The sequence below is a fragment of the Tenacibaculum skagerrakense genome (assembly GCF_004345825.1).
Lineage (GTDB): Bacteria > Bacteroidota > Bacteroidia > Flavobacteriales > Flavobacteriaceae > Polaribacter > Polaribacter skagerrakensis.
In genome coordinates, this window is sequence record NZ_SLXM01000006.1 from 168,528 (window position 1) to 191,628 (window position 23,101).

Below are 23,101 nucleotides of genomic sequence, written 5' to 3' on the forward strand. Positions count from 1 at the left end.
AATTGTTTAATCGTATTGTGCGTCAAAATTATCTTGCCATTTGTTTTGTACACGCATCACTTGTTCTATAACATCTCTTGCGCATCCTTCACCACCATTTTTATCAGAAATATAAACAGACATAGCTTGTAACTCCCTAACGGCATCTTTTGGGCAACAAGGAATTCCTACTCTCTGCATAACAGGAACATCAGGAATGTCGTCTCCCATATATAAAACGTTCTCGTTTTTTAAATCGTATTTTTCAACTAATTCTTTGTATTGATCAATTTTGTTGTGAGCTCCTAAATAGATATCTGTAATTCCTAAACCTTCTAAACGTTTACGAACTCCTTCATTTTTTCCTCCTGAAATAACACATACTTTATATCCTGAATTTACAGCAGCTTTTAACGCATATCCGTCTTTAATATTCATCTGACGAACTAATTCTCCATTAGGAAATACTGTTACAATTCCGTTTGTTAATACACCATCAACATCAAAAATAAATGTTGTTACGTCGTTAAAAAGTTGTTTATAGCTTTTATCCATTTTGGATTGATTTTGTTATAAGTTGATAAATTTCTTGTTGTTTAGTATCTAGTAAATTCAAATGTCGCTGAATAGTTTCTTGATCGTTACGTTTTGCAGGACCAGTCTGTGCTTCATTTGGTGAAACTTCTTCAATTTTTGCTGCGGTTTCTTTAATTAAAGGAAGTAGTACTTCAAAAGGAACATCGTATTGTTTACAAATATCGTTGCCAATTTTATACATATGATTGGTGAAATTATTCACAAATACGGCAGCTACATGTAGTTTACTGCGCTGATCAGATGATATTTTATAAACTTTTGGAGAAATGTAATAAGCAAGTTTTTCCAATAATTCTAAATCTTTTGAGTTTTCTGCTTCAATACAAATAGGAATTTCACTAAAATCTACAGGCTTTGTTTTTGAAAAACTTTGCAACGGATAAAAAATACCTTTTCTTCCTTCATTTTCTAAAGAATCCATTGAAACGCTTCCAGAGGTATGAACTACTAGTTTATTACCAAATAGTTGGTGTGATAAATCACCAATAGCATCATCAGAAATAGCAATGATATACACATCTGCTTCTTCTAGTAAATTTAAGTCATCAGTTATAGAAACATCATGTTGAAATTTAGCAACAGAAGTTGCATTTCTAGCGTATAGTTGTTTCAAAATAATATCTTTAGAAGCTAAAAAAGCTTCAGCCAAATGATGAGCAACATTTCCTCCTCCAAGTAATACAGCAGTAATCATGAAAGCGAATTTATTGAATTTTATCCAAAGCGATTGGTTAATTTTTTGCATATTTGTTACATGATTGTTTAAGTCTACCCGTAGGACATATAAAAATTAAGTTACATCCTTTAGTCTTTTAAAGGATTACATTACTAATAGAATTACAATGACAACAAACAATCAAACTTCAAAACAAAATATAATTCAACTTTTTAAAGAAGCTGTTTTAGGTAAACAGCAAGATTTTACACAAGGCAGTATTAAAAAAGCAGTTTTTATGCTTTCGATTCCAATGATATTAGAAATGTTAATGGAATCTATTTTCGCCTTAGTAGATATCATTTATGTTTCAAGAGTAAGTGTTAATGCTGTAGCAACTGTTGGATTAACTGAATCTGTATTAACGTTAGTTTATGCGTTAGCTATTGGTTTAAGTATGGCGGCAACAGCTTTGGTAGCTAGGCGAGTTGGAGAAAAAAATATAGAAAAAGCTAATGAAACTGCGGTTCAAGTAATATTTCTTGGAATTCTAATATCTATAGGTATTAGTATAGTTGGTATCCTTTTTCCAAAGGAAATTCTCGGATTAATGGGAGGAGAGCCAGCATTAATAGAAGAGGGTTATGGATATACAAGAGTTTTACTAGGAGGAAATATAACAGTAATGCTACTGTTTTTAATCAATGCCATATTTAGAGGAGCGGGTGATGCATCTATAGCAATGTGGACGTTAATTTTATCAAACGGATTAAACATTATTTTAGATCCAATTTTTATTTTCGGATTAGGACCAATTCCAGCTTATGGAGTAGAAGGAGCAGCAATAGCAACTACAATTGGTAGAGGTACAGCAGTGGTAACGCAATTACTAGTTTTATTTTATGGAAGTGGAAAAATTAAACTAATGCTAAAGGATTTAGTATTAAAGTTAGCACTGATTTTTGACATTATAAAAGTTTCTTTAGGAGGAATAGGACAGTTTTTAATTGGAACATCAAGTTGGGTGTTCTTAATGCGAATCATGTCTGAGTTTGGTAGTGAAGTATTAGCTGGATACACGATTGCTATCAGAATTATGATGTTTACCTTAATGCCTGCTTGGGGAATGAGCAATGCTGCGGCAACTTTAGTCGGACAAAATTTAGGTGCAAATCAACCTGAAAGAGCTGAAAAGTCTGTTTGGATTACTGGTAAATATTGTGCGTATTTCATGGGCTTAGTTTCAATAATTTATATTGCTTTTGCACCAACTTTCTTGTCTTGGTTTTCAGAAAGTGAAAAAGTTATAACATACGGTTCTCTTTGTTTACAAATCATGGCTGCAGGTTATATAGCGTACGCATATGGTATGGTTGTGATTCAATCTTTTAACGGTTCAGGAGATACAAATACACCTACAATTATCAATTTCATTTGTTTTTGGTTAGTGCAGTTACCTTTTGCTTATATCATGGCAATAGTGTTAGATTTCGGCCCACAAGGTGTATTTTGGGCAATTACAGTAGCAGAAGTTTTAATAGCGGTAATTGGTATTTGGCAGTTTAAAAAAGGAAGGTGGAAAACAGTTATGGTATAGTTGACTTTTTGTAATTTAGCTACCAATCATTTCTTTATCTACAAACCTAAATACCGTTTATGGATTCAAAAAATAAATACGGAATTAATACTATTTGCACGCATGTTGGAGAGTTAAAAGATGAACAGTTCAAAGGAGCTGTTTCTCCAATATATTTATCTTCTTCTTATCAATTTTATGATGTTGATGTGAAAAGGTATCCGCGTTATTTCAATACGCCAAATCAAGAAGCTTTATCCAAGAAAATTGCTGCATTAGAAAAAACTGAAAATGCATTGATTTTTGGTTCAGGAATGGCAGCTATTAGTACAAGTTTGATGGCTTTTTTACATAAAGGAGACCATGTAGTGCTACAAGAAACCTTGTATGGTGGAACGTATAATTTAGTGGTTGAAGAATTCGATAAATTCGGAATTGAATATACATTTACTGATAGTTTAGAAATAGAAGACTTCAAAAAAGCTATTCGCTCAAATACAAAGGTGATTTTTATAGAAACGCCATCAAATCCGTTATTGAAGTTAGTTGATATTAAAGCGGTTGCTGATTTAGCCAAAGAACATGGAATTGTTACCATGATTGATAACACGTTTGCTTCTCCAATTAATCAAACTCCAATTGATTTTGGCATTGATATTATGATTCATTCGGCTACAAAATACATGGGAGGTCACTCTGATATTTTAGCTGGAGCAGTTGCAGCATCTAATGAACATATCGATAAGATTTGGAATATTGCTAAAAACTTCGGAGGAAGTTTAAGTGATTTTACCGTTTGGATGTTAGAAAGAAGTATTAAAACCATGAACTTACGTGTGAAATGTCAAAATGAAAACGCGTTAAAAATGGCAAACTATTTAGAGCAAAATCCGAATGTAGATAAAGTGTATTATCCTGGTTTAGTTTCTCATGAAAATTATGAACTAGCTAAAGCACAAATGAAAGGTTTTGGAGGTATGTTATCGTTCGAATTAAAAGAAGGAATCGATTCTATGGAATTCCAACGTAATTTACAGCTGATAAAACCGTCTATGAGTTTAGCTGGAGTAGAAAGTACGTTGTTAAGTCCATCGCAAACATCTCATGCTTTATTGTCTCCAGAAGAACGAGCAAAACAAGGAATTAAAGATGGTTTAATTCGTTTTTCTGTAGGAATAGAAGAGTTTGAAGATTTAATAGCGGATATTGAGCAAGCAATAGAAAAGATTTAGATTTTAATTATGTGGAAAAGAAGTATTGTTTTTTTATCGTTGGTTCTATTTTTTTCTTCGTGTAAGAATAAAAAAATAATCAATGCCCCTTTTTACTATACAGAAGGATTAACCTGTGATGATTTATTTGTAAATGGGTATAAATGGGTTCCTGGTGTAGATGTAACATTATTAGGAAAGAAAATAGGAGATACTATTATTCATTATCAAATTCACCAAAAATTAGAACCTATTAAATATGAGGATTATGATCTTGAGGAATTAAATGAAATAATAGAACCAGAAGATGATCAAGAACTGGATGTGTCTCAGTACTTAGAAAAAGATCCATTAACTCTTACTGATTCAATTTATAATTTGGTCTGGGGAGATACAAAAAAACAGCAGAAGAATTTTTGCAATAATAGCAAAGTAATATGGAGAAATTTTATTTTGAAGATTGATGACCTCGATATTGAAAAGATTATAAACGATATAATTATAAAAAAGGACAGTTTTGAAATTATCAACCATAAGGAAGATAAAAGTGATTATACTTTAGAAAATTTCGAATTAATTAATATGGTTAAAAAAGATACTTTTAATTGTTCAATTTATAAAAAAGATGGAGAGTTTTATTTTTCTTCATCAGTAAAAATTAAACAATGAAACTAGATATATTAGCGTTTGGAGCGCATCCAGATGATGTAGAATTAGGTTGTTCAGCAACTATAGCGAAAGAAATTTCTTTAGGGAAAAAAGTAGGAATTGTAGATTTAACCAGAGGAGAACTTGGAACTCGTGGTTCTGCTGAACTAAGAGATAAAGAAGCTGCTAATGCAGCAAAAATTTTGGGAGTGTCTGTACGTGAAAATTTGGGTTTTGCTGATGGTTTCTTTGTGAATGATAAAAAGCATCAGTTAGAAATCATAAAAATGATTAGAAAGTACAAACCTGAGATTGTCTTATGTAATGCAATTGATGATCGTCATATCGACCATCCAAAGGGAAGTAAAGTAGTATCTGATGCTTGTTTTTTAAGTGGATTGGTAAAGGTTGAAACAGAACTTGATGGTGTAAAACAAGAAAAATGGAGACCAAAAGTTGTGTATCATTACATTCAATGGAAAAACATTGAGCCAGATTTCGTTGTGGATGTTACAGGTTTTATGGATAAAAAAGTTGATTCAGTAATGGCGTATAGTTCTCAGTTTTTCGATCCTAAAAGTAATGAACCAGAAACACCGATTACCAGCAAGAATTTTATAGAAAGTATAGAATATAGAGCAAAAGATCTTGGAAGGCTAATAGGAGTTGAGTTTGCAGAAGGCTTTACGACAGAACGTTACGTAGCGGTAGAAAATTTAAGTAAATTAAAATAAAAAAATGTTTTGTCATATTTGATAAAAGAATTATATTTGCACCCGCTAGTTAAATGGTGATTGTAGCTCAGTTGGTTAGAGCGCCGGATTGTGGTTCCGGAGGTCGCCGGTTCGAACCCGGTCTTTCACCCTTTAAAACCCTCTCAGTCGAGAGGGTTTTTTTATATGTGAAATTTAAAGTATTAATTAAATATAGGGTGAGAAGTTTATACTGAGCGGAGACGAAGTAAATCCCGGTCTTTCACCCAGAAAAAAAAGCTTCTCATTCGAGAAGCTTTTTTTATTTTTTATACTTTTCTACCCATTCCTGGTATCTATGTCTGTGTTTAAAACGTTTGTGAGACCATAAATAAAACTCAGGTTGTTTTCTAATGTTTCGTTCTGTAATAGCTATAAATTTGTCCGAAATTTCATAATCTTTAAAATCTCTAGGAGTATCTGTAATTAACTCAAATTCGGTTTCATAATAACCGCGTTTAATTTTTCGTGTAACATAATTTACAACGGTTAAATCAAACTTTTTTGCTAACATTTCTGCTCCAGAATGCACTGGTACATTTACTCCAAAAAATTCTTGCCAGTGATGTGTTTTTTGCAAAACAGGAGATTGATCACTAAGTAAAATATAAACACCTTGAATTTTATTAGTGTAGTTATTAAGCATGGCTTTAACGGTTTCAGAAGTTTTAAATCCTACTACGCCAAATTTCATTCGAGATTCTTTAACGGTTTTTTCAAAATATTTGTTTCCTAAACGCGTGTAAGCTCCAAAAACTGTTGTGTCTAAAACCAAAGGCAAGCTAAAAGACCATTCCCAATTTGCTTGATGTGCTCCAGTTAAAGCAATGCTTTTACCTTCTTTAATGATTTCATTTACCAATTCAGGATTTTTGTATTTGTATCGCTTTAATACTTCTTTTTCGCTTATTGAGAACGATTTGATGCTTTCAACTATTAAATCAGTTAAATGCCTTAAAAACTTCTTTGATATCGACTTAATTTCATTTTCTGATTTTTCTGGAAATGCTGTTTTTAAATTCGCTACAACTACTTTTTTTCGGTAACCAAAAACATAGTATATCATAACAAATAAAAAGTCAGAAAAAAGATAGAGTACTCTCATAGGTAATCGAGACATTAACCAAATGATAGGGTACACCAATGCATAAATAAGTAAGTCCATTAAAAATGATTTTTGCAAATATCGTATTTAAATATAAAACAGCGGTACCTAAATCTTTTCATTAAGTTTGTGTTTTATATAAATAATAAATATGAATAAGATTGTTCTAGGATTAATTGTAGCGAACTTTTTAGCTACAGTTAAAGGTTTTCAAGATGATAGTTTTTTTAACAAGTACAAGTTCCAAGTGGGAAAAATTTTAAACGGAGAAAAAATCAGGATGGTAACCTCTGGATTTTTGCATGCAGATTGGCTTCATTTTGGGTTTAATATGTATACACTCTATTTGTTTGGGCGAATAGTTGCTAATAGTTTTTCGGATGTAAATTTTTTGCTTATCTATTTTGTTAGTTTATTAGCAGGAAGTATGTATTCATTATTTCAAAATAAAAATGATTATTATTATTCTGCAATTGGAGCATCAGGAGCTGTTTCAGGAATAGTTTTTTCGGGTATTATGTTGTATCCGGGTATGGAATTAATTATGTTTCCTTTACCTATTCCGCTTCCAGGTTATGTTTTTGGAATTGGTTATTTGTTGTATTCTATTTATGGAATGAAAGCTAAGATGGGAAATATAGGACACTCTGCACATCTTGGAGGCGCAATAGGAGGTTTCTTAATAACGCTTTTACTCAGGCCTTCTGTATTTAATAATAATCCCACGATGATACTTGTAATGGGAGGTATTATTGTCGCATTATTTTTGTTTGGAGATAAATTAGAAAAGTTATAAAAATAAAAAAACCGAAACAAATGTTTCGGTTTTTTTTGAGCGGGAGACCGGGTTCGAACCGGCGACATTCAGCTTGGAAGGCTGACGCTCTACCAACTGAGCTACTCCCGCGTCGGTATTGCGGGTGCAAATATAGCACCCTTTTTTAATTCTACAAACGTTTTTTTAATTTTTTTAATAAAATTTTTTGTCTTCGCGTAAAACTTTTAAAAAGTGAAAGGCGTAAATATTAAAATCTTCGTTGTAATAAAATTTATGTGACTTAGTATTAGCGGTATAGGTGTTTAGTTCTATTGCTTCACATCCTTTTCCTTTTGTATACTCATAAATCCAATTAAAAAATAATTTTCCTAAACCTTTACCTCTATACGCTTCAGATATGATTACATGATCGGGTTCCACACTCTTTCCGATGTAATGTCTAGTAGAATACCAAAGACCACAAATGCCTATTATTTTTTCATTATCAAATGCAGCTACACATTCATAATTTTGGTAATTTACCATTTCTAAAACTCGCTTTTTTAAAATGTCTGGAGGAGTTTTAGTATTTATTATAGATAGTAAAGGTAATATGTCTAAAATATCTTTACTATCAATAGTGTTAAAAGTAATATTCATTGTAATTATAATTTCAGTATAAAAATAATGGTTTCTGTAAAGAAAATTAGAGCGGAGGAAACATTTCCTTTACGATTAGAAGTATTAAGAAAGAATATTGATTTGCCTCATCAATTTGATGGCGATTTAGATGATGAAACCTTTCATTTAGGAGTTTTTGAAAATGAAAAACTTGTCTGTATTGGTACATTTGTTAAAAACGCTATTGAAGAAATTAAAGGAACTCAATACCAATTAAGAGGTATGGCAACTGCAACTGATGTTAGAGGAAAAGGTTATGGAAAGTTATTATTATCATTTGCTAGTGATGAATTGTTAAATCGTAGTATAAATTTCTTATGGTGCAATGCAAGAGAAGTTGCGGTGCAGTTTTACGAGAAAAATCACTTTCAAATTATTGGCGATTTATTTGTTAATAAGGTTGGACCACATTATAAAATGTATAAAGAAATCAAGAAAAAATAAGGCATAAAAAAACCCACTCACGAGAAACCGGAGTGGGAAAATTGCTATGAAAAAGAAAAAGTGTCTGAAACGTCTCTCAGACATTGTAAATTTAATAAAAAATTCACATCAAAAAAATAATATTTTAATTTTTTTTGGATTTTTTTTATTCTGAAAATAAAAAATCCGTAGAATCAATACTTTACGATTCTACGGATTAACAATTAACTTCACTTAGTAGCGAAGGGGGGACTTGAACCCCCGACCTCAGGGTTATGAATCCTGCGCTCTAACCACCTGAGCTACCTCGCCAATTGCGGACGCAAATATAAAGTAATTTTCAAATACAGCAACAAAAGAAGATAATTTTTTTTAAAAAGAATATTTATATATATTGTACAACAAACTTAAATATAAATGGGTAAAGTCAAATTTGAACTAGAAGTACCAGTACACGCCTCTCCAGCTTTATTATATCAATATTTTGCTACTCCATCAGGATTAGAAGAGTGGTTTGCGGATAAGGTTAATTCTAGAGGTAAAATCATCACCTTTTTTTGGGATGATAGTGAGGAAGAAGCTACAATAGTAACTAAAAAGACCGATGAAAGGATAAAATTCAAATGGACAGAGAGTGAAGATGATGATAGTTATTTTGAATTTAGAGTTCAGGTTGATCCTTTAACTAAAGATGTATCGTTAATTGTTACTGATTTTGCAGATGATGAAGATTCAGTAGAGGAGTCCAAAATGCTATGGGAAAATCAAATTGATGAACTTAGGCATTTAATTGGTGCCTAACCTAGCAAATAAATGTATCAAGAGCTCGACATAGTCGAGCTTTTTTTATGAATTATCGTTATATAATTTAGTAATTTCGCATTTCAAAATTTTCTTATGATTAATTACAATGGAAGTTTAATTTCTGAAGACGAATTACAACTTACACATCAAAATAGAGCATTTAAATACGGAGATGGAATTTTTGAAACTATAAAAGTCCAAAACAATAAAATTATTTTTTTAGAAGATCATTACTTTAGACTAATGGCTTCAATGCGTATGCTTCGTATGAAAATTCCTATGAAATTTACATTAGAATTTTTAGAAGAAGAAATAAACAAAGTAATTACTTCTTATGATTCACAATTACTAAGAGTTCGTGTGAATGTTTATAGAAAAGATGGAGGTTTGTATACTCCTGCAACAAATGAGATAGACTATTTGATAGAGGTTAAAGAAATAAAAGCCACTTCTAAAGAAACATATAAGGTTGATTTATATAAAGATTTTTACAACTATTCAGGATTGCTTTCTACTGTTAAAACAACCAATAGGATTTTAAATACTGTTGCTGCTATTTATGCTAAAGAAAATGATTTAGATAATTGCATCTTACTAAATGAAAGGAAAGGTGTAGCAGAGGTAACTAATGGGAATATATTTGTTGTAAAAGGAAATGTTATTAAAACTCCTTCTTTAAGTGAAGGATGTATAAAAGGAATTATCAGGAAAAAGGTTATAGAAATAATTGAAAAACATCCTGATTTTACTATTGAAGAAACAAATATTTCTCCTTTTGAATTACAAAAATCAGATGAGGTATTTATTACAAATGCAATAATTGGTGTTCAAGCTATTACTAATTACAGGAAAAAAGAATTTAAAACAGAAATTTCTAAAAAAATAAAGAAAAGCCTTTCTTTAATGACTATTACGTCTTAGTTTAAAAACACACTAACATTTGTTTTGTCTACAAAGAAACCTTTGTTAGAATATCTATTAACAGTTAATGTATAATCTGCTACAGGTAGGTTTATTTCAAACTCATTACCACTCGTGGTAACAAAAGTTAATTTTTTAGGGTTATTTTTCATACTCAAAACATTTATACAATACAATAGTATAGATAATAGCTCTTTCCTTACTTTTTTTTAGATGTATGGACTTGTTTTGTTGTTGAATAACCTAAGACTAAAGGTTTACAGAACTGTAAATATGGGGTTTTTAGACGAACTAAGTTTAGTTCATATTAATATCGGCAGGAGCATTTGCCCATATTTTATACTTACCACCCTTTTGAAGAAGTTTATTTTTCCAGATAGATTCCTCATCTTCACAAAAGATATTTTGAAAATCGTTTTCGGTAATAAACCAAGAATTTGTGTTTAATTCATCTTCTAATTGATTAGCTCCCCATCCTGAGTAGCCTAAGAAAAAACGAATATCTGTGGCTTGAATTAGGTTTTCTTTTAATAAGTTCTTTAAAGATTCAAAATTACCTCCCCAATAAATACCATTGGCAACTTCAATGCTATCCAATAATAAATGTGGAACACGATGAATAAAGTACAAGTTATCCTGTTCTACAGGTCCTCCTTGATACACTGTAAAGTTACAGTTAATATCAGGGATTAAGTCTTCAAGAACATATTCAAGTGGACGATTAAGAATGAATCCTACTGTACTATTCTCAGAGTGCTCTGTGAGCAAAACTGTAGTACGTTTAAAAGAATCATCATTTAAAATTGATGGTTCTGCAATTAAGAGTCTTCCTTTTTTTGGGGCTAACATTAATATATTGCTAAAATTCTATAGAAAAATAATAATATTTTTTCAAACTTTTAACTTTTCTTTAATAAAAAGTGTAGTAGCTGAAAGTTTTTTTTAGCTATTTTATAGGCTTACATAAACTTGTGATTAGTTAATTCCTTTTTTATGAATTACTTATGTTGAAAAAATAAATACTGTTAAATTTTTTCTTTAATGTATGTAGCAGTATACGATTTTTTGTTTTTAACTAATTCTTCGGGTGTGCCTTCAAAAATTAAATTACCTCCTTTTTTACCGCCTTCTAATCCTAAATCAATAATATGGTCTGCACACTTAATAAGATCTGTGTTATGTTCGATTACTATTACAGAATGTCCACGATCTATTAAAGCGTTGAAAGAGGAAAGTAATTTGTTTATATCATGAAAATGTAAACCAGTAGTAGGTTCATCAAAAATAAATAGCGCTTTGTCTTTAGTAGTTCCTTTAACTAAAAAAGAAGCTAGCTTTATACGTTGTGCTTCACCTCCAGATAACGTTGAAGAAGATTGTCCTAGAGTAACATATCCTAATCCGACATCTTGAAGCGGTTTTAATTTAGAGGCTATTTTCTTTTCTTCATTTTCAGTAAAAAACTTAATAGCATCATCAATAGTTAAATTAAGAATATCGTCAATGTTTTTACCTTGAAAAGCAACTTCTAATACATCTTTTTTGAATCGTTTTCCTTGGCAATTTTCGCACTTTAAATGTACGTCAGCCATAAACTGCATTTCAATAGTTACTTCTCCTTCACCTTTACAAACTTCACATCTACCACCATCAACATTAAAAGAGAAATGTTTTGCCTGATAGTTTCTTATTTTAGAAAGTTTTTGAGTTGCTAATAGTTTTCTAATATCATCATAGGCTTTTATATAAGTAACAGGGTTAGACCGAGAAGAACGACCGATTGGATTTTGATCTATAAACTCAATATGTTTTAAATTATCATAACTACCTTCTTCAGAACTATACTGTCCTACTTTATCTCCATAACCTATCAGTTTTTTCTGCATAACTGGATAAAGTATTTTCTTTACTAAGGTACTTTTACCGCTACCAGAAACTCCAGTTATTACAGTTAGGTTATTTAAAGGAAATGTAACATCGATGTTTTTTAAGTTGTTTTCTCTTGCGCCAATTATTTTAATATAATTTTTAGTAACACGTCTTTTAGTAGGAACTTTAATTTTTAATTTTTCTGATAAGTAGTTTGCTGTTAAGGTGTTTGATTGTAAAATTTCATCATATGTTCCTTCTGCTACAACTTGTCCTCCATAAGTACCTGCTTCTGGACCAATATCAATAATGTAATCAGCTTCTTTCATGATTTCTTCATCATGTTCAACTACAATCACAGTATTACCTAGGTCTCTTAAATTTTTTAATACTTTAATTAAACGCTCTGTGTCTTTTGGATGCAAACCGATACTTGGTTCGTCTAAAATGTACATAGACCCAACTAAAGAACTTCCCAGTGAGGTAGCTAGATTAATACGTTGACTTTCTCCTCCTGATAGGGAGTTTGAAGTTCTATTTAACGTTAAATAACTTAAACCGACATCTACTAAGAACTGTAAACGATTGTTAATTTCTGTAAGTAGTCGTTTTCCTATTTTTTCTTCATATGAGTTTAGCTTTATTGATGTAAAGAAATTTGCCAGTTCATCTAAAGGTAAATTGACTAAACTTGAAATTGTTTTTCCATTAATTTGCACATAGTTTGCTTCTTTCCTAAGTCGTTTTCCTTCACATTCACTACATTTAGTTTTTCCACGATAACGAGAAAGCATAACTCTATTTTGAATTTTATAGCTTTTTTCTTCTAATGTTTTAAAAAGATGATTGATTCCGTTAAACTTTTTAGTTCCTTTCCAAACTAAATCTTTTTGTTCTTCAGTTAATTCAAACCATGGTTTGTGAATAGGAATGTTAAATTCAGAAGCATGTAAAATTAAATCTTCTTTGTATTTTAAGAATGAATCTGTCTTAAAAGGAAAAATAGCATCTTCATAAATAGAAAAGCCAGTATTGGGAATAACTAATTCTTCATCAATACCAATAACACTTCCATATCCTTCGCAGACAGGACAAGCACCGTAAGGGTTGTTAAAACTAAATAGATGTGTATTGGGTTCTAAAAATGAAATCCCATCCAATTCAAATTTATTACTGAATTCTTCTTTGCCACCAGTATCTAAATTTTCAACATAACAAATACCTTTTCCTTCAAAAAAAGCAGTTTGAATAGCATCAGCCAATCGATTAAAAAAATCTTCTTCATGTTGAACAATTATTCTATCAACCACTAATTCTAGAATTGAACCATCATAATCATCAATTGGAAATTTATCTATCCTGTAAACTTTATTATTAAATTTTAAACGAGCATAACCTTGTTGAGTAAGAACTTGTAAAACAGTTGATAAATCCCTTCCTTCTGGAATTGTAATGGGAGCAAGTAATAAAAGTTTAGTATTTTCTGAAACTTCTTTTATATAATTGATGACGTCGGATACTGTGTGTTTTTTAACTTCGTTTCCTGAAACTGGAGAAATCGTTTTACCTATTCGTGCATACAACAGTTTTATATAATCATACACCTCTGTAGATGTTCCTACTGTTGATCTAGGATTGGTAGAATTTACTTTTTGTTCTATAGCGATGGCTGGAGCAATTCCTTTGATATAATCCACTTTAGGCTTGTGAAGCTTTCCTAAAAACTGTCGTGCATATGAGGATAAACTCTCTACATAACGTCTTTGACCTTCTGCATATAAAGTGTCAAATGCTAATGAAGATTTTCCAGAACCAGATAAACCTGTAATAACAACAAATTTATTTCTAGGAATTACAACATCAATATTTTTTAAATTATGAAGCGAAGCTCCTTTTATAATTATATTTTCTTTAGGATTTATACTAGAAATAGGTGTTTTCATTTCAATAAAAGTAAACATCAAAAATAATCATTTTACAACGGACAGTTAATGTAAATTGTATTAAAACTTATGGCTAAAAAAATATCATTACTTAATTAAAATGGAATAAAATTTGTTAATTATGATAAAAAATTACATATTTGCCTAATAAATTAATTATTAAAGCGTTACGCCTATACATTAAAACTACTTTTAAAATTATTATATAACCCCAATCGAAGAGTCATGTACTTTTCGCTAGATAAAAGTAGAATTATGTTTAGGAATCAATGTGATGATAGTGTCTTAGTGAAAGATTATATCAACGGTAAAGAGGCTGCTCTAGAGCTTCTAATCAAAAGGCATCAGCAAAGAATTTTTAGTTTTATTTACAGTAAAGTCCAAGATAGAGATGTAACTGAAGATGTGTTTCAGGATACTTTTATCAAGGTTATTAAAACCTTGAAAAGAGGTAACTATAATGAAGAAGGTAAATTTTTACCATGGGTAATGAGAATTGCACATAATTTAGTAATAGACTACTTTAGAAAGAATAATAGAATGCCTAAATTCAATAACTCTGAAGAGTTTGATATTTTTTCTATAATTAGCGATAATTCTTTAAATGCTGAGAAAAGAATAATTAAAGATCAAATATTATCTGACGTTAGAAATCTTATAGAAGAGCTTCCAGAAGAACAAAAAGAAGTTCTAAAAATGAGAATGTATATGGACATGAGCTTCAGCGAAATTTCTGAAAGTACTGGAGTAAGTATAAATACGGCATTAGGTAGAATGCGATATGCATTGATAAATTTGAGGAAGGTAATTGAGAAAAATAAAATTATTTTAGTAAATTAATACTAAATTAATAAATTGAGCGTTAGTTAGGTAAACATTTTTACCAAACAATAATCTATGGCGCACATTTACTCAAGTAAATCATCAAATTATAAGATGAATCCAAAACAAAAAACAGTGGAGTTTTTATTAAACTTCTCTAAAAGCTTCAAAACAGTTAGAACAAAGACGAACGTTCTCATTGAATTGAATTTGAATTAAGAGTGAAAAAGCTTCAGCCTAAAAACTGAAGCTTTTTTATGTATTATTTTTTCTTAGAATAATATTCATCAATTACTGTTTTTCTTCCTATTGTAGAGGTAATACTATCATTTTCTAATTTCCAACCTCTTGCAGGGCAATATTCTCTTCCATAATATATAATTTGTAGATGTAGTTTGTTCCATAGTTCTTTAGGAAACAATCTTTTAGCATCTTTCTCCGTTTGCGCTACACTTTTACCGTTTGATAAGTTCCATCTATACATCAATCTATGAATATGTGTATCTACTGGAAATGCAGGAATGTTAAAAGCTTGAGCCATAACAACACTAGCAGTTTTATGACCAACAGCAGGTAGTGCCTCCAAATCTTCAAAATTTTGTGGAACTTTGCCATCATGCTTTTCAATTAAAATCTTTGATAAGCCATGAATTCCTTTAGACTTCATAGGAGATAAACCAACTGGCTTTATAATTTCTCTAATTTCATCTACAGTTAATTTAACCATGTCATATGGATTATCTGCTTCCTTAAACAAAAGAGGTGTAATTTTATTGACACGCTCATCAGTACTTTGAGCAGACATCAACACAGCTATTAATAAAGTATAAGGATCTTTATGGTCTAATGGAATAGGTGTTTCTGGATACAATTTCTCTAAGGTATCAATTACAAACTGAACTTTTTCGGTTTTGTTCATTTTTTCAGTATTTTTACTTAACAAAAATACAAATTATGACTACACTAAAAATAGGCGATAAGGCACCAAATTTTGAAGCAAAAGATCAAGCAGGAAATACCATAAAATTATCTGATTATAGTGGTAAAAAATTGGTGTTATTTTTCTATCCAAAAGCTAGTACTCCAGGTTGTACAGCAGAGGCTTGCGATTTAAGAGATAACTATCAAACATTTTTATCTAAAGGATATGAAGTTCTTGGAGTGAGTGCAGATAGTGCAAAACGTCAACAAAACTTTATTACCAAGTACGATTTACCATTCCCATTATTAGCAGATGAAGATAAGAGTGTTATTAATGCTTTTGGAGTTTGGGGACCAAAAAAGTTTATGGGGAGAGAATTTGATGGAATTCACAGAACTACTTTTGTTATTGATGAAAATGGAGTTTTAGAAGATGTTATCACTAAAGTAAAAACGAAAGAACATGCTAATCAGATTTTAGGTTAGAAAAAAATATCTATTAAATAAAAAACACTGCTTTTTGCAGTGTTTTTTTATTATTTAATCTTTATTCGTAGTTCTTCTTGTAATTCTTTACTTGTCTGACTACTTCCATCATGACTCCAACCTGGAGGCATAAACACATATTTTAACCTTGTTCCTAGAGGTAAATCCTTTTTTCTATGAAAAAAATCTTTGTAAATTTCTTTCCATTCGTGGAAAATGATATTGATTGGTCCTTTATCTTCAAGAGGTTTAGTTAACCCAAATTTTAATTTTTCATATTCCATTTCATCCTCTTCAGCTTGAAAAGTACCAAACATTCTATCCCAAATAATTAAAAACATTCCCATGTTTTTATCTAAGTATTTGATATTTGAAGCATGATGTACTCTATGGTGAGAAGGTGTTACAAAAATGTACTCCCATATACTTAATAAAAATCCTGCGACTCCTTTACGGTTGTTCTTTTTTATAAAATTTGTGTGACACAAAGTACCGTAGTTTTGGTTCATTGCATACGCAAACATTATATGTAATGGTTGAATTCCTATCAAAATTAAAGGAATTAGGAACATAAAACGATAAAACGGTTGTAAAACAGGTGAACGGAATCCTGTAGATATATTGTAATATTCTGAATTATGATGTGTTACATGAACTGCCCAGAAAAAGCGTGAATGATGATCTACATAATGATGAATATAATACAGGAAATCTTGACCAACAAAAGCAATCACCCAATATAATACTCCAGTATTTTCCCAATTAATAAATCGGTAATCATAGAAGAAGTCCATTACTATAAATGAAACTCCATACATTAAACCGTCCAAAAGAACATTTACGATGGCAAAGTAAACGTTTGTTGATACATCTTTAAACTCATAGTTTTTAGCTTTTCGTTTGTAGCTAAAATACATCTCAATACCAATTGCTAAAGCACAAATTGGCACAAACCACTTGTAAGCGTTTTGATGAGTAAATATATCCATTTCAATAAAAAAAATTAGGTCACAAATATACTAGATATTAGAATATAATAGTGGGCTAAATTTTACTTTAACCTTTTTTCAATCCAAGCTTTAAAACTGTAAAAGTTTTGAGGAGCAACACCATGCCCAACTGGATATTCAGAGTATTCGTTTTTTAATGATAAGCTAGTTAGCTTTTCAGGCGCTTTTCTGGCCCAAGAAACAGGAATTACTTGATCTACAGAACCATGCGAGATGTAATAATCAGTAGTTATATTTTCTGAAATTTCTTGAGGTAATAATTCATCATTTAGATATCCACTTAAAGCAATAACATGTTGTACTTTGTTAGGAAAATTTAAGCTTAACGAATAACTTAAAATAGCTCCTTGACTAAAACCTAAAAGAAAAATTTTAGTTGGATGATATTGTAATTTCAATTCATCAATAAACTCAGCTATTTTTTGAACAGACTGTTTTGCTTGTCCAATATCAGAAAACTTATTTTCATCAGCATCAAAATTAATTGCATACCAAGCGTAACCTCCATACCCCATTTCGTAAGGAGCTCTAACACTTATAATTCTTAATTCATCGGGTAATTCTTCCGAAAACGAAAATAAGTCATCTTCGTTACTACCGTAACCGTGCAATAATATTAATAAACTCGAATTTTCTGAAGCAATTTTAGGTTCTCTAACCTTGTAATATAAACTCATGTATACTATAAACTTTTAAACCATTCTTGGAAGTGTTCACCAAAAACAGGTATTAATTTTTTATCACCTGATATACAACCGATAAAACTGATAATCCAAAATAAAATTAAAATAACACCGATTATCCATTTAAAGAAACCTCCAAAAAAACTATATATTAACCATCCGTTTAAGAATGCTAACAAATCCCAACCAAGCATTTGTCTTACATAAAAGCTTGTATAATCATTTTGTTTTTTCAAGTTTAAAATCCAGGCTATAACTGTTCCAATAAACCAGAAGTGAGAAATTATTGCAAGTGTTTTTCCTTCCTCTACAGATGTTAAGTTTTTCATATTTTTAGGTATTTAGTAAAAGTTGATTTTTAGCATATATACCATATGCTTTCCCTTTTAAATTATGTCCTATAAATATACTGTTTTTTGATGTTGATAGAATATCTTCTGTGGTAAATTTGTATGCTGTATCTGGATTAAAAAATGTAAGATTTGCTTCTTTATTTACATCTATATGTTGATTTTCTATTCCAAATATTCTTTTTGGATTATCGCTTAAACAAGCTACTATAGTATCTAAATCAAGTTTAGTGTGTAATGCACCAAAAGCACTTTCCATACCAATTGTTCCACTTTTTGAAATAGAAAATTCCACTTTTTTATGTTCAATATCAATTGGGTTGTGATCAGAAGTAATTATATCGATTGTTCCGTTTTTAACACCTTTTATCAACGCATCAACATCTTTCTTAGTTCTTAAAGGCGGATTCACATTGTTATTAGCTTCAAAGCCAAATAAAGCTTCATCAGTAATTAGTAAGTTATGAACGGCAACACTACAAGTTACATTTAATCCTTTTGATTTTGCTTCTTTTATTAACGCAACAGATTTAGCTGTAGATATAGTTGGTATGTGTAGTTTTCCACCAGTATATTCTAATAAGAATAAATCTCTTGCAACTTGTATTTCTTCTGCAAGATTTGGAATTCCTTTCAAACCTAGTTTAGTAGCATTTACACCTTCGTTTGCAATTCCTTCTCCAGCTATTTTCCTGTTTTTAGGAAAGCTTAGTACCAAACCATCAAAGTTTTGTGCATATAACAGCGCAATCTTCAATAGGTTTTCATTTTCAATAGGTTTTTTATAATCTCCAAAAGCAATCGCTCCAGATTGTTGCATATCGTACAACTCAGCCATTTCTATTCCTTTGCTTTGTTGGGTTAAAGCTCCGATCGGATATACACTTACGGCTTTAGCAGCAGCTTTGTTAATTAAATATTCTACAGAAGATTTATTGTCTACAATCGGATTTGTATTCGCATTAATTGCTACGCTTGTAAATCCGCTTTTAGCAGCCACATGTAAACCATTATCAATAGTTTCTCTTTCTTCAAAACCTGGTTCTCCTAAACTAACACTGGTATCGAACCATCCAGTGGAAACATGGAGATTATCTAGATCGACAATCTTGTAATCTTTTTTAGAGTTGATGTTATCGTTAATTTCAGTAATAACACCGTCAATAATTAATAAGTCTTTTGTTTGTTTGTGAAACGGACTGTTAGAGTCAATGATAGTCGCTGATTTTATAAGCGTAGTCATACTTTAAAGTATTTTAGAATCAAAATTTCTAGCAACAAAGATACAATGGCTAAACCTAAAAACCATTTCCAAAGCCAATGAACTTTATTTTTTTGAGTTATTTTTTTTACAGTTTCTTTAACTGAGTTAGATACAGTGATGTTTTGATCACTACTAAAAGCATTTTGTAAGTTTGGAAATTGTAATTTGCTTTCAGATTTTTTGGTGTTATACGCTATAGTTTGAAGAGGTGTATCTTTTTTATATACAGTATAAAACCCTCTATTTTCTGGTAACTCATTAGTAGTTAGTTGCACTTTATTCTGGTAAGTTTGTTGTAAAGGAATAAAGGAGTTTTCATTATTATTTATTGAAAGAATATCATCTTTACTTAACTGAGCATTTACTTCTATCGTATTAGTTTGCTGTAATCGATAGTATAATTTTGATAACTGTAAACTTTCTTGCCCGATATTATAAAACACAGGAACTATTAATGGAGAGTTCGTGAAATTACTTTGTGTTTTGTTAATTGGAGAAGAAAACCAATATACTTTTGAGGTGCTTAAATTTAGTTGAGAAACAAAATTCTGATTGTTTTCTAAGCCAATTACTTTACTTGCATTCGAAAAATGAGTAGCATAAAAAGTAGTTATATATGGATACTGAAAGTTGTTAACTTTTTTATCGAATACATTTTTAAAAAGAGGATGATTATAATTGATGGTAGTAATTTTTAATGAATCATTTTTCTTAGGATTGATACTACCTGTTTTGACAACATTTTTTAAAAAAACATTGTAAGAGTTACTATCTGAATTTTCGCTAGGTATAATTATTAAATGCCCTCCATTAGCAGTAAAGTTAGAAATTGATGTTACTAAACTTTGGGGAATTTTATCTATTTCATTTAAAATGATAAGTTGTTGTTGATCAATAAGATTATAATTTGTGTTTTGCAGACTATAACTGTTGAAATTAAATTCATCCTTCTGATAAATTCTAGACAAAAACTCGTTTGAATCGCCTATTGCTAATACATTTATTCTCTCATCTGCATTTAAGCTGAAATAAAATGTATTGTCGAAAGGATACGTATCATTAAAATTTATTTCTAAGAGACCTTTAAACGGACTGCTTTTTTCAATTGAAAAAGGGATAGTTTTTTCTTCGTTTTCTTGAATTGAAAAAGTTTGTTTACTCAATAATTTATTTTCGTTGTATAAAGCAACAGCAATATTTTCTTTGGGATTTCCTTGATTTTTTATGATAGCATTTACAACTAGAGAGTTAGCTTCATTTTGATTGATATATACACTATCTACAGAAAGATTGTTTCTTTTTTCTGGTATTAACTGAACTAAAGAAAGATTGGTTGCAGTACCTTCAAAAGCATCAGGTGTAATGTTTTGAAAGTCGGAAACAATAACATTTTCAGTAGTATTTTTTAAACTAGCTATTTTAAGCAATACATCTTTTGTGCTTAGTTGTTTAGAAGTATTTTTTACTTTTTTAAGATTGTTTTTTAACTCTTCAAAAGAAATATTTCTGAAGAAATTGGTATTTGTTAAAAGACTATAATCACCAGTTTCCGTTCCATGTTCAATTAATTCTTGTGAAGCTGTTTTTAACATGTTTCCAGAGCTTCCATTCGCACTTGTGCTTAAAGAATTGTCTAGATAAATAAAAGTATGCTGAATAGTCTCTTTAGATTGATTGCTAAAAAAAGGTTGTGCAAAAGCAATTACAATTCCACCAATAAGTAATAACCTACAGCATAATAGTAACCACTTTTTTATTTGTGAACTCTTACGGTTATTAATAACTAACTTTTCTAAAAAAGCTACATTGGTAAAAGGAACTTTTTTAAACTTTCTCAGTTGAAAAAGATGTACCAGAATAGGAATGATGAGTAGCGATAAGAAATATAAAAATTCTGGATGTTTAAATTGCATATTCAAGTTAATTACTCCGTAAAAATAGAGAAATAGATTAATAAAATTTTGTTAAGAAGGAATACAAGTTGTAAGCAATGGCTTAAATTTGTTACTTTACTTAAAATATTTTTGCAAATGTCGTTAACCGAATGTGATTGTAGTGCTTACATACCTTTTCAAAAAACAGGCTTCTTTTCTACAATAATGTCTGATTATCTTGAACAATCGGAAAAAATAGCACCTTTTTACGGTAATTTTCCAAGTATTGAAAACTTTGAAAATCAGATTTTATCAAAGCAACAATCCTATTCAAAAGACAATAGAGAAGTTTTAGTTTCTGTATTGAAACAACAATATGCAGAGGTTTCTACTTCTGAAAAGACATTAGAAAATATTGATCTTCTAGGTAAAGAAAACACATTTACTGTTACTACTGGACATCAGTTAAATCTTTTTACTGGACCATTGTATTTCTTGTATAAAATTATTTCTGCTATTAATTTATCAGAAGAGCTATCCGAAAATTATCCTAACTATAATTTTGTTCCAGTGTATTGGATGGCTACTGAAGATCATGATTTTGAGGAGATTAATTATTTTAATTTTAAAGGAAAGAAAGTACAGTGGACTTCAGATCAAACTGGTGCAGTTGGACGATTTTCAACCGAAGGTTTAGCTCTTGTTTTTGAAGAGTTTCAAAAGTATTTAGGAACTTCTAAAAATGCAGAGTTTTTAAAAGAATTGTTCAAACAAGGATACTTACAACATGATAATTTAGCTGCAGCAACTAGGTATATAGCAAATGAATTATTTACCGAATTTGGTTTAGTTATTATTGATGCTGATAGCAAAGAGTTAAAGCAGTTATTTATTCCTTACATAAAAGAAGATTTAATAAACAGTACTTCTTTTAAAGCAGTAACTAAGACAAATGAGTTGCTTGGTGAAATCTATAAAATTCAGGTTAATCCAAGAGAAATTAATTTATTTTATATAAAAGATACTGTTCGTGAACGTATTGTGTTTGAAGATTCAGTATTTAAAGTAATAGATACTACTATAGAGTTTACAGAGGAAGAGATTTTAAAAGAATTGCAAAATCATCCTGAACGTTTTTCTCCAAATGTAATTATGCGCCCACTATATCAAGAGGTAATTTTGCCAAATTTATGTTATATCGGTGGAGGAGGAGAGTTAGCATATTGGATGCAATTAAAAGGTTTTTTTGATACTGTATCTGTTCCTTTTCCTATATTATTGTTACGTAATTCCGTTCAAGTGGTAAGTGCAAAACAATTTGGTAAATTAGAGCGTTTGAATATTTCTTTGGAAGAATTATTTTTTAATCAACACGATTTAGTAGCTAAAAAAGTAAACGAAAATGCCGAAGTTAGTTTTGACTTTAAACAACAGAAAACTTTTTTAGAAGAACAATTCAATACTCTGAGAGAAATTGCCGCTAAAACTGATGTTTCTTACATTGGAGCAGTTAATGCTCAAGAAAAGAAACAAAAAAAGGGGTTAGAGAACCTTGAAAAGCGTTTGTTGAGAGCTGAAAAAAGACGACAATCAGATTTAGTGGATAGAATAAAAACAATCCAATCTGAAATATTACCTAATCTAAGCCTTGAAGAAAGAAAGCGCAATTTCTCTGAATATTATTTAGAGTATGGTGCTGATTTTATCACGACTTTAAAGAATAGTTTAAAGCCTTTAAAATTAGAATTTTTTGTTTTGGTTAAATAAATT

At 30.3% G+C, this 23,101-nt stretch carries 24 protein-coding genes and 3 tRNA genes; 12 read left to right on the top strand and 15 right to left on the bottom strand.

Going from position 1 to position 23,101, the window contains the following annotated elements:
• Positions 1-6: 6 nt before the first annotated feature.
• Positions 7-534: a KdsC family phosphatase gene (locus tag EV195_RS10990; protein WP_132795005.1), complete on the bottom strand. Its 528-nt coding sequence runs from the start codon at positions 532-534 to the stop codon at positions 7-9.
• Positions 527-1,321 (bottom strand): Rossmann-like and DUF2520 domain-containing protein, encoded by a 795-nt coding sequence (locus EV195_RS10995; protein ID WP_317128222.1) that lies wholly within the window; start codon positions 1,319-1,321, stop codon positions 527-529. The genes EV195_RS10990 and EV195_RS10995 overlap by 8 nt, the downstream gene beginning before the upstream one ends.
• Positions 1,322-1,418: 97 nt before the next feature.
• Here EV195_RS10995 and EV195_RS11000 point away from each other — a divergent pair, with 97 nt between their 5' ends.
• From EV195_RS11000 to EV195_RS11020, 5 genes are all read left to right on the top strand, one after another.
• On the top strand, positions 1,419-2,828 hold the full coding sequence (locus tag EV195_RS11000; RefSeq protein WP_132795006.1) for an MATE family efflux transporter: 1,410 nt from the start codon (positions 1,419-1,421) through the stop codon (positions 2,826-2,828).
• Positions 2,829-2,887: 59 nt separating this feature from the next.
• A complete protein-coding gene (locus tag EV195_RS11005) occupies positions 2,888-4,039 on the top strand; it encodes a trans-sulfuration enzyme family protein (RefSeq protein WP_132795007.1) in 1,152 nt (383 codons plus the stop codon).
• A 9-nt stretch (positions 4,040-4,048) separates the two neighbouring features.
• Positions 4,049-4,687 (top strand): hypothetical protein, encoded by a 639-nt coding sequence (locus EV195_RS11010; RefSeq protein ID WP_132795008.1) that lies wholly within the window; start codon positions 4,049-4,051, stop codon positions 4,685-4,687.
• Positions 4,684-5,400, top strand: a complete 717-nt coding sequence (bshB1, locus tag EV195_RS11015; protein WP_132795009.1) for a bacillithiol biosynthesis deacetylase BshB1 — start codon at positions 4,684-4,686, stop codon at positions 5,398-5,400. The genes EV195_RS11010 and bshB1 overlap by 4 nt, the downstream gene beginning before the upstream one ends.
• 55 nt (positions 5,401-5,455) lie before the next feature.
• Positions 5,456-5,531: transfer RNA gene (locus tag EV195_RS11020), tRNA-His, on the top strand.
• 149 nt (positions 5,532-5,680) lie between these two features.
• Here EV195_RS11020 and EV195_RS11025 read toward each other — a convergent pair.
• On the bottom strand, positions 5,681-6,583 hold the full coding sequence (locus tag EV195_RS11025) for a lysophospholipid acyltransferase family protein (protein WP_132795010.1): 903 nt from the start codon (positions 6,581-6,583) through the stop codon (positions 5,681-5,683).
• Positions 6,584-6,674: 91 nt separating this feature from the next.
• On the opposite strand from EV195_RS11025, the gene EV195_RS11030 reads away from it, so the two are divergent.
• A complete protein-coding gene (locus EV195_RS11030; protein WP_132795011.1) occupies positions 6,675-7,319 on the top strand; it encodes a rhomboid family intramembrane serine protease in 645 nt (214 codons plus the stop codon).
• Positions 7,320-7,357: 38 nt separating this feature from the next.
• On the opposite strand, the gene EV195_RS11035 is transcribed toward EV195_RS11030, so the two are convergent.
• Together EV195_RS11035 and EV195_RS11040 are read right to left on the bottom strand one after the other, a co-directional pair.
• A tRNA-Gly gene (locus EV195_RS11035) sits at positions 7,358-7,430 on the bottom strand.
• A 63-nt stretch (positions 7,431-7,493) separates the two neighbouring features.
• The gene (locus EV195_RS11040; RefSeq protein ID WP_132795012.1) at positions 7,494-7,940 is read right to left on the bottom strand and encodes a GNAT family N-acetyltransferase; all 447 of its coding nucleotides are present in this window, start codon (positions 7,938-7,940) and stop codon (positions 7,494-7,496) included.
• Positions 7,941-7,967: 27 nt separating this feature from the next.
• Between EV195_RS11040 and EV195_RS11045 the strand changes: the two genes are divergently transcribed.
• Entirely contained in the window at positions 7,968-8,405 is a 438-nt protein-coding gene (locus EV195_RS11045) for a GNAT family N-acetyltransferase (protein ID WP_132795013.1), read from the top strand.
• Between the two features lie 217 nt (positions 8,406-8,622).
• On the opposite strand, the gene EV195_RS11050 is transcribed toward EV195_RS11045, so the two are convergent.
• Positions 8,623-8,696, bottom strand: a tRNA-Met gene (locus tag EV195_RS11050).
• A 105-nt stretch (positions 8,697-8,801) separates the two neighbouring features.
• Between EV195_RS11050 and EV195_RS11055 the strand changes: the two genes are divergently transcribed.
• Positions 8,802-9,185, top strand: coding sequence for an START-like domain-containing protein (locus EV195_RS11055; RefSeq protein WP_132795014.1), 384 nt, complete (start codon positions 8,802-8,804; stop codon positions 9,183-9,185).
• A gap of 96 nt (positions 9,186-9,281) precedes the next feature.
• Positions 9,282-10,109 (top strand): aminotransferase class IV, encoded by an 828-nt coding sequence (locus EV195_RS11060; RefSeq protein ID WP_132795015.1) that lies wholly within the window; start codon positions 9,282-9,284, stop codon positions 10,107-10,109.
• On the opposite strand, the gene EV195_RS16705 is transcribed toward EV195_RS11060, so the two are convergent.
• The 3 genes from EV195_RS16705 to uvrA form a co-directional block, all read right to left on the bottom strand.
• Positions 10,106-10,261 carry a hypothetical protein gene (locus EV195_RS16705; RefSeq protein ID WP_165915722.1) on the bottom strand — a complete coding sequence of 52 codons (156 nt, stop codon included), beginning with the start codon at positions 10,259-10,261 and terminating at the stop codon, positions 10,106-10,108. The two genes, EV195_RS11060 and EV195_RS16705, sit on opposite strands and share 4 nt — an antisense overlap.
• 145 nt (positions 10,262-10,406) lie before the next feature.
• The gene (locus tag EV195_RS11065) at positions 10,407-10,964 is read right to left on the bottom strand and encodes a YqgE/AlgH family protein (protein ID WP_132795016.1); all 558 of its coding nucleotides are present in this window, start codon (positions 10,962-10,964) and stop codon (positions 10,407-10,409) included.
• A gap of 170 nt (positions 10,965-11,134) precedes the next feature.
• Positions 11,135-13,921 (bottom strand): excinuclease ABC subunit UvrA, encoded by a 2,787-nt coding sequence (gene uvrA, locus EV195_RS11070; RefSeq protein WP_132795017.1) that lies wholly within the window; start codon positions 13,919-13,921, stop codon positions 11,135-11,137.
• Positions 13,922-14,176: 255 nt separating this feature from the next.
• Between uvrA and EV195_RS11075 the strand changes: the two genes are divergently transcribed.
• Positions 14,177-14,761, top strand: coding sequence for an RNA polymerase sigma factor (locus tag EV195_RS11075; protein WP_207899785.1), 585 nt, complete (start codon positions 14,177-14,179; stop codon positions 14,759-14,761).
• A gap of 244 nt (positions 14,762-15,005) precedes the next feature.
• Here the strand turns inward: EV195_RS11075 and nth are convergent, their stop codons facing one another.
• Positions 15,006-15,662: an endonuclease III gene (gene nth / locus EV195_RS11080; RefSeq protein WP_132795018.1), complete on the bottom strand. Its 657-nt coding sequence runs from the start codon at positions 15,660-15,662 to the stop codon at positions 15,006-15,008.
• Between the two features lie 35 nt (positions 15,663-15,697).
• On the opposite strand from nth, the gene bcp reads away from it, so the two are divergent.
• A complete protein-coding gene (gene bcp / locus EV195_RS11085; protein ID WP_132795019.1) occupies positions 15,698-16,150 on the top strand; it encodes a thioredoxin-dependent thiol peroxidase in 453 nt (150 codons plus the stop codon).
• Between the two features lie 50 nt (positions 16,151-16,200).
• On the opposite strand, the gene EV195_RS11090 is transcribed toward bcp, so the two are convergent.
• From EV195_RS11090 to EV195_RS11110, 5 genes are all read right to left on the bottom strand, one after another.
• Complete coding sequence (locus EV195_RS11090) at positions 16,201-17,139, bottom strand: sterol desaturase family protein (protein ID WP_132795020.1); 939 nt, start codon at positions 17,137-17,139, stop codon at positions 16,201-16,203.
• 62 nt (positions 17,140-17,201) lie between these two features.
• Positions 17,202-17,837 (bottom strand): alpha/beta hydrolase, encoded by a 636-nt coding sequence (locus EV195_RS11095; RefSeq protein ID WP_132795021.1) that lies wholly within the window; start codon positions 17,835-17,837, stop codon positions 17,202-17,204.
• Positions 17,838-17,842: 5 nt separating this feature from the next.
• Positions 17,843-18,172 carry a hypothetical protein gene (locus tag EV195_RS11100; protein WP_132795022.1) on the bottom strand — a complete coding sequence of 110 codons (330 nt, stop codon included), beginning with the start codon at positions 18,170-18,172 and terminating at the stop codon, positions 17,843-17,845.
• 4 nt (positions 18,173-18,176) lie between these two features.
• A complete protein-coding gene (locus EV195_RS11105; RefSeq protein ID WP_132795023.1) occupies positions 18,177-19,436 on the bottom strand; it encodes a dihydroorotase in 1,260 nt (419 codons plus the stop codon).
• A complete protein-coding gene (locus EV195_RS11110; protein WP_132795024.1) occupies positions 19,433-21,370 on the bottom strand; it encodes a BatA domain-containing protein in 1,938 nt (645 codons plus the stop codon). The genes EV195_RS11105 and EV195_RS11110 overlap by 4 nt, the downstream gene beginning before the upstream one ends.
• Positions 21,371-21,487: 117 nt before the next feature.
• Between EV195_RS11110 and bshC the strand changes: the two genes are divergently transcribed.
• Positions 21,488-23,098 carry a bacillithiol biosynthesis cysteine-adding enzyme BshC gene (bshC, locus tag EV195_RS11115; protein ID WP_132795025.1) on the top strand — a complete coding sequence of 537 codons (1,611 nt, stop codon included), beginning with the start codon at positions 21,488-21,490 and terminating at the stop codon, positions 23,096-23,098.
• The last annotated feature ends 3 nt before the right edge of the window (positions 23,099-23,101 follow it).

Coding starts and splice junctions, on each gene's coding strand:
- EV195_RS10990 (WP_132795005.1), bottom strand. CDS start 534: ATGGATAAAAGCTATAAACAACTTTTTAACGACGTAACAACATTTATT.
- EV195_RS10995 (WP_317128222.1), bottom strand. CDS start 1,321: ATGCAAAAAATTAACCAATCGCTTTGGATAAAATTCAATAAATTCGCT.
- EV195_RS11000 (WP_132795006.1), top strand. CDS start 1,419: ATGACAACAAACAATCAAACTTCAAAACAAAATATAATTCAACTTTTT.
- EV195_RS11005 (WP_132795007.1), top strand. CDS start 2,888: ATGGATTCAAAAAATAAATACGGAATTAATACTATTTGCACGCATGTT.
- EV195_RS11010 (WP_132795008.1), top strand. CDS start 4,049: ATGTGGAAAAGAAGTATTGTTTTTTTATCGTTGGTTCTATTTTTTTCT.
- bshB1 (WP_132795009.1), top strand. CDS start 4,684: ATGAAACTAGATATATTAGCGTTTGGAGCGCATCCAGATGATGTAGAA.
- EV195_RS11025 (WP_132795010.1), bottom strand. CDS start 6,583: ATGGACTTACTTATTTATGCATTGGTGTACCCTATCATTTGGTTAATG.
- EV195_RS11030 (WP_132795011.1), top strand. CDS start 6,675: ATGAATAAGATTGTTCTAGGATTAATTGTAGCGAACTTTTTAGCTACA.
- EV195_RS11040 (WP_132795012.1), bottom strand. CDS start 7,940: ATGAATATTACTTTTAACACTATTGATAGTAAAGATATTTTAGACATA.
- EV195_RS11045 (WP_132795013.1), top strand. CDS start 7,968: ATGGTTTCTGTAAAGAAAATTAGAGCGGAGGAAACATTTCCTTTACGA.
- EV195_RS11055 (WP_132795014.1), top strand. CDS start 8,802: ATGGGTAAAGTCAAATTTGAACTAGAAGTACCAGTACACGCCTCTCCA.
- EV195_RS11060 (WP_132795015.1), top strand. CDS start 9,282: ATGATTAATTACAATGGAAGTTTAATTTCTGAAGACGAATTACAACTT.
- EV195_RS16705 (WP_165915722.1), bottom strand. CDS start 10,261: ATGAAAAATAACCCTAAAAAATTAACTTTTGTTACCACGAGTGGTAAT.
- uvrA (WP_132795017.1), bottom strand. CDS start 13,921: ATGAAAACACCTATTTCTAGTATAAATCCTAAAGAAAATATAATTATA.
- EV195_RS11075 (WP_207899785.1), top strand. CDS start 14,177: ATGTTTAGGAATCAATGTGATGATAGTGTCTTAGTGAAAGATTATATC.
- nth (WP_132795018.1), bottom strand. CDS start 15,662: ATGAACAAAACCGAAAAAGTTCAGTTTGTAATTGATACCTTAGAGAAA.
- bcp (WP_132795019.1), top strand. CDS start 15,698: ATGACTACACTAAAAATAGGCGATAAGGCACCAAATTTTGAAGCAAAA.
- EV195_RS11090 (WP_132795020.1), bottom strand. CDS start 17,139: ATGGATATATTTACTCATCAAAACGCTTACAAGTGGTTTGTGCCAATT.
- EV195_RS11095 (WP_132795021.1), bottom strand. CDS start 17,837: ATGAGTTTATATTACAAGGTTAGAGAACCTAAAATTGCTTCAGAAAAT.
- EV195_RS11100 (WP_132795022.1), bottom strand. CDS start 18,172: ATGAAAAACTTAACATCTGTAGAGGAAGGAAAAACACTTGCAATAATT.
- EV195_RS11105 (WP_132795023.1), bottom strand. CDS start 19,436: ATGACTACGCTTATAAAATCAGCGACTATCATTGACTCTAACAGTCCG.
- EV195_RS11110 (WP_132795024.1), bottom strand. CDS start 21,370: ATGCAATTTAAACATCCAGAATTTTTATATTTCTTATCGCTACTCATC.
- bshC (WP_132795025.1), top strand. CDS start 21,488: ATGTCGTTAACCGAATGTGATTGTAGTGCTTACATACCTTTTCAAAAA.